The sequence below is a fragment of the bacterium genome (genome assembly GCA_040755795.1).
GTDB lineage: Bacteria > UBA9089 > CG2-30-40-21 > CG2-30-40-21 > SBAY01 > JBFLXS01.
On the sequence record JBFLXS010000186.1, the window covers coordinates 1 to 7410 of the forward strand.

The 7410-nt window shown below is 32.0% G+C and carries 10 protein-coding genes; 8 read left to right on the forward strand and 2 right to left on the reverse strand.

The genetic code is table 11. From position 1 onward, the window contains the following. Positions 1–185: 185 nt before the first annotated feature. Together AB1414_12085 and AB1414_12090 are read right to left on the reverse strand one after the other, a co-directional pair. Entirely contained in the window at positions 186–503 is a 318-nt protein-coding gene (locus AB1414_12085) for a helix-turn-helix transcriptional regulator (protein ID MEW6608162.1), read from the reverse strand. A 343-nt stretch (positions 504–846) separates the two neighbouring features. After that, positions 847–1194: a helix-turn-helix transcriptional regulator gene (locus AB1414_12090; GenBank protein MEW6608163.1), complete on the reverse strand. Its 348-nt coding sequence runs from the start codon at positions 1192–1194 to the stop codon at positions 847–849. 236 nt (positions 1195–1430) lie between these two features. Between AB1414_12090 and AB1414_12095 the strand changes: the two genes are divergently transcribed. The 8 genes from AB1414_12095 (at position 1431) to AB1414_12130 (ending at position 7299) form a co-directional block, all read left to right on the forward strand. Beyond that, entirely contained in the window at positions 1431–1643 is a 213-nt protein-coding gene (locus AB1414_12095) for a hypothetical protein (GenBank protein ID MEW6608164.1), read from the forward strand. Between the two features lie 98 nt (positions 1644–1741). Continuing rightward, a complete protein-coding gene (locus tag AB1414_12100; GenBank protein MEW6608165.1) occupies positions 1742–2866 on the forward strand; it encodes a radical SAM protein in 1125 nt (374 codons plus the stop codon). Position 2867: 1 nt separating this feature from the next. After that, a complete protein-coding gene (locus AB1414_12105) occupies positions 2868–3164 on the forward strand; it encodes a PqqD family protein (protein ID MEW6608166.1) in 297 nt (98 codons plus the stop codon). A gap of 44 nt (positions 3165–3208) precedes the next feature. Continuing rightward, positions 3209–4111 carry a hypothetical protein gene (locus tag AB1414_12110; protein MEW6608167.1) on the forward strand — a complete coding sequence of 301 codons (903 nt, stop codon included), beginning with the start codon at positions 3209–3211 and terminating at the stop codon, positions 4109–4111. Positions 4112–4144: 33 nt separating this feature from the next. Then, on the forward strand, positions 4145–5119 hold the full coding sequence (locus AB1414_12115; protein MEW6608168.1) for an ABC transporter ATP-binding protein: 975 nt from the start codon (positions 4145–4147) through the stop codon (positions 5117–5119). A 28-nt stretch (positions 5120–5147) separates the two neighbouring features. Next, positions 5148–5897 carry an ABC transporter permease gene (locus tag AB1414_12120; GenBank protein MEW6608169.1) on the forward strand — a complete coding sequence of 250 codons (750 nt, stop codon included), beginning with the start codon at positions 5148–5150 and terminating at the stop codon, positions 5895–5897. Positions 5898–5912: 15 nt separating this feature from the next. Further along, on the forward strand, positions 5913–6716 hold the full coding sequence (locus tag AB1414_12125; GenBank protein MEW6608170.1) for a hypothetical protein: 804 nt from the start codon (positions 5913–5915) through the stop codon (positions 6714–6716). A gap of 70 nt (positions 6717–6786) precedes the next feature. Further along, positions 6787–7299 carry a TolC family protein gene (locus AB1414_12130; protein MEW6608171.1) on the forward strand — a complete coding sequence of 171 codons (513 nt, stop codon included), beginning with the start codon at positions 6787–6789 and terminating at the stop codon, positions 7297–7299. The last annotated feature ends 111 nt before the right edge of the window (positions 7300–7410 follow it).

Sequence of the window (7410 nt, forward strand, 5' to 3'; positions counted from 1 at the left end):
CTCTGCGGTGAATTGTTATCTGAACGATTACAATTACTTTTATATACTATTTTCTCTTATTTGTCAAGATTTTTTAACATTTTTTCAAAATATTAGTGGCGACAAATTATCTCTAAAGATAAACTTTCCCTTCAAATTACTGAACTTAGAAAGTATTAAAGTTGGCATATTCACTACCACCCCCCTTATTTCATTCTCTTAACCCACTTAAATATATTCTCTATAATTTCCTCAAGAAAGCCTATCCTTTCTTCGTTAAGATTATTTACAAAGCTAATAATCTTTGAAGATAATAGTTCTTTTCGAGTTAAGAAAATATCTGAGTTAGAGAAAGAAAATAACTCCGAGAGAGTAATTCCTAATGCATGAGCGATTTTCTTAAGGATGGTAATAGTTGGATTAACCTCTGCCCTTTCTATCTGGCCAAGATATTTAGGAGTTATTTCTACCTTTTCAGATAAACTCTCTTGAGTAAATTTTTGTGTCTTTCTAAGAGACCGAATACTTTTTCCTAAGTTCTTTCAAAAAATAAATCTTGTGTTATCAACAGGTTACAAATTAGAAAGATTAAGGTTTGGCACTTCAGATTTGCGTTTCATAAAATTAATTTGACCGTTTTCTCCAAAATTGATAAGGAAAGGAATTTGGGAGAAGGAAAAGTTTGCGGTCTGTGAAGACCAATTAACTCAACGCCCAATTTTATCCAAGAGCGTAAAAAGGAGGTGGAGGTGAGAAGGCTATGCAAATAGATAAAATTCTGGTTAGTCTTCGCCGCAGACATCAGCAGAAATATAGATAAAGTTAAATACTTTAGGACACGAGGCAATTTTCTTGTGTAACATTTGATTAAATCTTTTCTTTCTGCCATTCTAAAACTTCCTTTAAAGCCCTACTGATTATCTTAATAGTTTTATCATCACCTCTTCTGATTAGTTCTATAATCTCTGAAATTATTATCTCATGCTGTGATAGTAACTTTGCCGGAGGAAAGGTAAAAAGTTCATTAATCTCAATATTAAGTCCCTTAGCAATTTTTTCAATACTCTCAATGGATAAATTTCTTTCTCCTCGTTCTACAGCTCCAATGTAAGTATTATGCAAGTTGGCCCTCTCCCCTAATTCTTCCTGTGTTAATCCTAATGCCTTTCTTAATTCCCTTATTCTATTTCCCAGTTTAATTCGTAACTCTTCCATCTTTCCCTCCTATCTCTTTAATTTATATCACAATTCTCTTTAAAAATACAGAAACGATAAGTATTATTTTAAAAATTTTATATTTTTAAATATTTTTTACTTGACAATTATGACAATATATGGTATAATATAGTTTAGTAAGAAAGGTTGGGTAGAGGGAGAAAAGAGGGAGGTCGTTTAAGAATATATTTAAGAAACTTCTCCCAAAAAAGAGTGAAGAGGAGGTGAATAAAACAATGAATGAATCTAAAATGAAGTATATTAAACCGGCTGTAGGTTCACCAGAAGATTTTCAAGGTTTTTTTGCGCATGTATTTGCGATACTCTTCTTAGCAGCTGCATCAGCCTCAGTTGGAGCTGCTGCAATAGCAACCTATAGGGCTAGGCGGGCTGTTAGAAGAGCAAGTCCTGCTCTTCAGGCAAATATACGAGGGAACATAACAAAATAAAATGTTAAGTTGAAGGGAAGAAAATTAAATATTAGCTCTCTCTACCCAATTTTATTATTAATTTAAAAATTTAATTTTTTGATGAGGAGGAATATCTAATGTCAATGGAATATCAGCAATTAATGGAGGATACAAGTCCTCTTAAAACACAACCTATACCGGTAAGGAAATATAATCTTAGTTGGAAAAATAGAGAAGGGAAAGAGTATCTTAAGGTTTACGAATATAGAATTAAGGATTTTATAAATAAAAGACTCTTACCAACAGAATATTTCGCCGCACCACTTGGGGTCCAATTAGAATTAACTAATGCTTGTAATTTAAGATGTATTCAATGTTATAATAACTCTGGACAAAAACTTCCCAATGAGTTAACCATCTCAGAATGGGTTAAAGTAGTAGAAGAATTATGTGGGATGCAAATTTTTGAATGTGTTATCTCTGGTGGTGAACCTTTATTATTAGGAGATGACCTTTTTACTATTATGGATGTACTTTTAGAACATGATGTAGTAATATTATTTATTACAAATGGGTGGTTTTTAGACAGGAAGGTTTTTAATAGATTAAAGAAATATAAGTATGCACAGATACAAGTTAGTATAGATGGAGCCACTCCTTCTATCCATGATGAAATAAGGGGTGTAAAAGGTAGTTGGGAAAGGGCTGTTTATGCCGGGAAGCTGGTAGCAGATAGTGGTATTCCTTTGGTTATAGCCCATACTCTAATGGATAAAAATCTTCATGAGTTACCACAAATGATAGATTTATCTGCTGAAATTGGAGCAAAAGAATTTATAACAGAAGAAGCTGTCTTTACAGGAAGAGCTGCTCTAATTCACAAGAATCTTAAACTACACAAAAAGCAAAGAGAAGAATTTTATAAAATAATAGAGGCTAAATCTACTGAATATGTTAATTGTATGAGTATAAAATTAGCTGCAGATGTTGCCTTAGTTCTCCGTACATGTCGATTAGAGCCAAATAGAGGATATATCATAAGACCTACTGGAGATATCAGATTAGATTGTACTGCACCATTTAAACTTGGAAATATACGAGAAAATAGCTTCGAGGAAATTTGGAGGGTTGCCCGTAGAGCATGGCAACATCCAAAGGTTAACGAATTTATTGAACATTTACAGTCCAATGATGATTTGATGAAATTTAAAGATATAATTCCTTTTATCACAAAAGATATTTCAATAGAGGAGGTAAAATAGAATGGATATCTATGAATTGATATTATCCGAGAGTCCTAAAAAAGTTGAACATCTACTATATCGGAGAGAACCTGAAGGGATAGGAATAGTTCTTAATGAATCATTAGGTTGTATTGATTATTTGAATCCTACCGCGGCGACTATTTTTGAGTTATGTAATGGAACTAAACAAATTAGAAATATAGTAGAAATTATCTTTAATCAATTTGAAATAGAAATTACTAAACCAGAGGTGGTAAAAGATACTATTAAATGCATTCGCGATCTTGAAGGAAGAAAGTTATTAAAACATGGATAGAATCAAAGGTATTATAGTAGTGCTTATAGCTGTACTAACTAAGTATGAGTAGTATTCAACTTTACTACAAGCTTTCTTACCTATCTATTTTAATTCTATTAGTAAGTTTCTTTCTTGAAATAATAACAGGATATGTCCTCTCTATCAAGCACTTAGAAGAAAGTATTGACATTTCTTCCTTGAGAGATGATATTCATATAGATATTTATAATATTGCTCCCTCTAATTTCTCCATCATATTGACTACATTAAAACTATTAGGTAAGAAGTTTTCTCCTGAAGAAATTCAGATTCTAAAGCAAAAGATAAAAAATGATAACGAAGGAAGTGATATATTAAATTTTAACTATTCAATAAAGGTTGATCACTTAAATTTGCATTCTGGGCTATGGAAGGTATTTATATTTTTTTGTTTACCTACACTGATAACCGAATCTTTAATCTTTCTACCTCTTTTTATTATCTTTAAAATTTTACCTCCATTTTCAGAATATCTGAAAGTAATGTGGAATATTCTATCATTCTTATTATTATTCCAGATATGTTTCTGGGGGCATGAATTTGGTCATGTATTTGTCACTCACTTAGTTAAAGGAGTAGAATATGTAGTCAAAACACCTTTTAAATACAAATGTCTTGAGGTATGCTTAGCTGGAGGAATTTTAACAAAATTTGAGTTTAGATTTGAAAGATTTGGTAAAAGACTATGGTGTCCTATCGCGGGTCCATTTGTAAATCTCATGTTAGCCTTCATCTTCCTCATACCATATTTTTATACCAACATTACATTATTCTATATAGGTTTCATGATGAATATTGTAATGTTTTATATTCATTTACTTCCGGTGACAGTAGAAGGTATTTCGTTTGATGGAAAGAACTTTGTCCAGGAATTAGCACTTTTTAGGATGAGTAAAAGATATAAAAAAATTGACTTTTTCATATAGATATGATATTCTTATCCACGAGGAGGTAATTTAATGTCTATATTGAAATTAGAGGGATTAAGAAAGGAATATAAAACTTTTCTTGGGGGAAAAAAGACGATAGCTGTTGATAACATAGACTTAGAAGTCCAAAGGGGAGAGATATTAGGTTTCTTAGGACCAAATGGCGCAGGAAAAACTACTACCATAAAAATGATATGCGGCTTAGTAAATCCTACTAGAGGACAAGTGCTAATAGATGGAGATGATATTAACAAAGAGAGGAAAAAGGCTATGGGAAAAATAGGCGTGTTATTGGAAGGTAGTAGAAATATCTACTGGAGATTAACACCATATGAAAATTTAAGATATTTTGGTAATGTTCGGGGGATGAGAACAAAGCAAATAAAGACGAGAATAGATGAATTATTATATTTCTTTTCCCTGGATGAGAGAAAAAATGAACTAACCCAGAAACTTTCAAGGGGAATGCAGCAAAAAGTAGCTATTTCAGTTGCATTAGTTACTAACCCACAATTACTTCTCTTAGATGAACCTGTCGTAGGATTAGACCCTCATTCATCAAAGGAATTACAGGAAAGAATCATAAAAATTGCTAAAGAAGAAGGGAAAACAATAATTATTGCGACGCACCAAATGGATGTGGCTCAAAGGATTTGTGATAGAATAGCTATTATAAATAAAGGCAAAATAATAGTCTGTGATACTGTCAAGAATCTCTTAAACTTCCTTGAAGCTCAACATTATGAGTTTAGAATAAAAGGGACTTTAAGCAGAGAAGCTAAAGATAAATTAAGTAAAATTTCTTATTTAGAAGAGAATATTGACGGAACTGACACACAACTCAGTATAAATCTCACTCATCCCAATCTTCTCTATGAAATTATTAATATCTTAAAATCAGAGAACTTAAATATAATAAAAATTAGTAAGGAGGATGTAAATTTAGAAAAACTCTATTTTCAGATGGTGCCAGAAAAAGATGAGAAATTTTTTGTTACTTCTTAAAGCAGACATAGTCCGTGAGATTATTTTTTTGAAAAGATATCCAATAGATACCATTATAGGCCTTTTTATAACTTATCTATTCTTTATGGCTATATTCTTTGGGGCTAAGGCAATGGTAGGTAAAGATATCCCATTAAACTTTGGAGATACTGCCAGAGGTATAATAATAGGATATTTAATGTGGCTTTTTGCTACCTCTGGAATTCAGGATATGAGTAATGATATATCAGAAGAGACATTAACCGGAACTATAGAGCAAGTTTATTTATGTCCTATGGGGCCTATCTTACTCTTATTATCAAGAACATTAGCTGCTCTTTTATCTACAATTATATTTTTACCAATTATTTTCTATATATTACAACTCTCAACCGGAATTTATTTAGAACTCAAATTAAGTTCTACTTTGCCTATATTGATATTTACATTCATAGGACTATGTGGATTTGGATTCATCTTAGCCGGTATGACATTAATCTTTAAAAGGATAGATCTTTTACTTCTGCTGATGCCTATTTTACTCCTTGTTTTAGCCATGATTCCTATAGAAACTTTATCTCATGAACTTCAGGTACTTGCTGGATTTTTCCCTCTTAGCCAGGGGATAAAATTAGCTAGACTTATACTGTTAGAGGAACAAGGATTCCTTACTTTACTCAAAAATGGTGAGGTTTTAGTATTAGTCTTAAACTCTATATGTTATTTCCTGGTAGGGGTATGGGGATACAAAATAGCGGATAAGATTGCCAGGGATAAAGGATTATTGGGACATTATTAACAAAAGGATATTCAAATGAGAGATTTTATTTTACTCATTAAAGCAGAGATGACAAAGGATTACATTTTTATAAAGAGGTATCCTATGGAGGCAATAGGTGGCATCTGTTGTGTATATCTTATGTTTTTAGGTATTTTTTATTCTGCCAAATTTGCCTATGGTAATCAAGAGCCAATATTCTTAGGTAATACTCCAGAAGGTTGGATACTGGGATATTTAATCTGGCTTTTTGCCGCTGCGGCTACCACATATATGAGTGAACAATGGCATAACGAAGCATTAACAGGTCTGTTAGAACAACTTTATATCTCTAAATCTGGACCAATATATATATTATTAGCCAGGGTATTGTCTGTATTCTTATATATTTCGGTCATATTCCCTATCTTCTTCTATATATTTCAACTCTCAACCGGAATTTATTTAGAACTCAAATTAATCTCTACTTTACCGATATTCATATTAACCTTCCTTGGACTGTGTGGATTTGGATTCTTCTTAGCCGGTATGACATTAATCTTTAAAAGGATAGGACCATTATTCTTAATTGTTCCCATTTTCCCACTGGGATTAGCTATCTTTCCTATAGAGGATTTATCTGTTAATCTTCAAAGGCTTACCTTGTTTTTACCATTGATTTATGGAGTAAAATTAATAAGACTCACAATATTACAAGACCAAAATTTTATTGTGTTATTTAGAAATGGTGAGATTGTTATATTACTATTAAATTCTATCTTTTATTTATTCTTAGGTATATTATGGTATAAAATGGCGGATAAGATTGCCAGAAATAAAGGATTATTAGCACACTATTGATAGAAAAAGTTAAATGATGAGCAGACAAGTTTTGTTAAATTCAGTACTAGCAACATCTTTCTATTTATTCATGACTATCTTTCTTTTTATAAAGGAAGGGGTGGCTTCTCAAATTTACCCGGTGGAGGGTATCACTCTATTTGGGGTAAAAGATGCGGTCAAGATTGCCTTAGATAACAATAAGCAACTCCTTGTTTTTAAGAAGAAATTGGATGAGGCATCACATCAGGTGAAGATGTCTCAATCAGAGATGTATCCTAAACTTAATCTTAGCGGTGGACTTTCTTACACCAAATGGTTAAAGAGAAAGAAATATCCTGTAGAATTTAACCTCGGAGAAGAAAAAATCACTGATTTATTGGAAGAACCTGCCTATCCTCCCTATAATCCCTTTCTTTCTCTTTCACTCTCTCAAAATCTATTTGATCGCGGCAAGACCCAAAATACCATAAAACTATCCCAAGAAAACTTAAAAGAACTCGAAATTGACTATCAACTCCTTGCCCAACAAATTACAGAAGAGGTTGCAGAGGCATATTATATCTGTAAAAAAACTATGAAAACAGAAACTGGAGTTTCGTGAATTTTTGAAAAAAAGCTAAAAAAAATCTCTCATCCTGCCGATAAAGAGAATAGTAACAAATCTCAATAAAGGAGGATGAGAGATGAATACATTCTTTTTATCGACATTTGG

Coding starts and splice junctions, on each gene's coding strand:
- AB1414_12100 (MEW6608165.1), top strand. CDS start 1,742: ATGTCAATGGAATATCAGCAATTAATGGAGGATACAAGTCCTCTTAAA.
- AB1414_12110 (MEW6608167.1), top strand. CDS start 3,209: ATGAGTAGTATTCAACTTTACTACAAGCTTTCTTACCTATCTATTTTA.
- AB1414_12125 (MEW6608170.1), top strand. CDS start 5,913: ATGAGAGATTTTATTTTACTCATTAAAGCAGAGATGACAAAGGATTAC.
- AB1414_12105 (MEW6608166.1), top strand. CDS start 2,868: ATGGATATCTATGAATTGATATTATCCGAGAGTCCTAAAAAAGTTGAA.
- AB1414_12115 (MEW6608168.1), top strand. CDS start 4,145: ATGTCTATATTGAAATTAGAGGGATTAAGAAAGGAATATAAAACTTTT.
- AB1414_12090 (MEW6608163.1), bottom strand. CDS start 1,194: ATGGAAGAGTTACGAATTAAACTGGGAAATAGAATAAGGGAATTAAGA.
- AB1414_12130 (MEW6608171.1), top strand. CDS start 6,787: ATGACTATCTTTCTTTTTATAAAGGAAGGGGTGGCTTCTCAAATTTAC.
- AB1414_12095 (MEW6608164.1), top strand. CDS start 1,431: ATGAATGAATCTAAAATGAAGTATATTAAACCGGCTGTAGGTTCACCA.